General features: G+C 33.1%; 1 protein-coding gene and 1 pseudogene. One reads left to right on the forward strand and one right to left on the reverse strand.

Annotation, left to right across the window (positions count from 1 at the left end; all coding sequences use genetic code 11):
- Nucleotides 1–237 (reverse strand): annotated as a pseudogene (locus H7254_RS09035) (penicillin-binding protein 2); the annotation flags it as partial.
- A 660-nt stretch (nucleotides 238–897) separates the two neighbouring features.
- On the opposite strand from H7254_RS09035, the gene H7254_RS21470 reads away from it, so the two are divergent.
- Nucleotides 898–1,206, forward strand: a complete 309-nt coding sequence (locus H7254_RS21470; protein ID WP_367875431.1) for a DUF983 domain-containing protein — start codon at nucleotides 898–900, stop codon at nucleotides 1,204–1,206.
- Nucleotides 1,207–1,685 lie beyond the last annotated feature (479 nt).

Raw genomic sequence — 1,685 nt, forward strand, 5'->3', positions numbered from 1 at the left:
ACGTGGTATAACCATAAGATCATAAACCGGCTCATTTTGTACCAGAATTTTTTCATTTCTGTCAAGGATTACTCCTCTTGCAGGGTAAACCGGCAGTCTTCTAATTACATTATTTTCTGCTGACAGGATATACTCATCGCTTATAACCTGGATGTAAAACAGGCGCATCAGCAAAATAATAGAAATGACAATGAAAATCCCCTGAACAACAAATTTTCTTGCAAAAAAACTATTCATTAATCGATCTGCTAAATTTTTGGGTTTTATTTAAATTCTTGAATATGTTAAACGTAATGAGGAATCAAAAATTCTATTATGTCGTCAATTTCAGACGGTAAAAGTAATAAAGAATTATCAGCCTCAATACTCTTTATGAAGACATTCTAGTTAAAGCATATATTAAGTTCACTAATAGTCTTTACTATGATCAGGATGACATGCGAAAACTGTCAATAGTAGTACTGATAGTCCTGACAGTTCTTTACGTTTAATATTTTGATAAGTTTCATCATTTTTTTTATAAACAGCAGGTCAATCCATATCTCATTTCAAACGCAATAAGGGTTTAAGAAAGCTTAGTTGATTATTAATTTCCTTATTGGTTTGCAATCACAGATTTCTCATCCTGTTCTCCCGAACGCATTGAGGGATCTTAACAAAGCTTACAAGTAAATTATTAATTCTCTCAGTCTGAAGGATACATAAAATTGTCGTCCTTAAATTAGTTAAGAATATGCAGTTTGCAATTTCTTATAGGTAAATTTGCATATGATTTCCGAAAACCTGAAAGAGGGTCATAAAGTCCCTCAATTATATGCTCTTGTCAATTCAAAATGCCCCAGATGCAGAAAGGGAAATGTTTTCATTAATTCCATGTATGGTTTTAAGGCACAAAAAATGCATGAAAATTGCCTTCATTGTAATCTTAAATTTGAACGTGAGCCCGGATATTTCTATGTTGCGATGTTTGTAAGTTATGGTTTTAACGTTGTACAAATGATACTTGCAGGTATGCTAACTTATATTATTACAGGAAATACTGAAAATCCATGGCTTTACATGGCGGTTATTTTTCCAGTGGTATTAATACTCGCGCCATTTAACTATAGGTTTTCCAGGCTCATACTATTACATTATTTAACTCCCGGATTACATTATATACCTGAAATGAGTAAAGAACGTAAACCTGATAGTCGGAGAGCTTAACGTATTTTTTTACGATAAAACACAAATTCTGCAATAAGAATTAAAATTGTACTGAACAGACAGCTCAATACTACCCGGATTAAGGTATATCCGATTTCTGAAAACCTGAATGTTTCAAAAGTGAATAATACAAGGTGGTGGAAAAATGCCAGGATGATTGTATAAAAGAGAAACCATCGGAATCCCATGATCCCGAGCCGGGGTTCTGGTTCATTGTCAAAGCCATCCCTCTGAACTGTAAGACTAATAAATATAATTCTTACAAATGCCAGAATTGAACATGCCAATGCATGCAGTCCTAAAGTGTCGTTAAAAATATCAACTGAGAGACCGATACTGAACGCCAGGAAAAAAAGAAACCAGTTAGGTGTTCCAAATGGAAGCAATAAGATAAATAGAATGTATAAATATGGTATACTCAGATTGTAATATCCTATATTTTTTAGAAGAAAAATCTGGATAGATAGCAGTAAAATAAA

This window comes from Ferruginibacter sp. (assembly GCF_014377975.1).
Classification (GTDB): Bacteria; Bacteroidota; Bacteroidia; order Chitinophagales; family Chitinophagaceae; genus Ferruginibacter.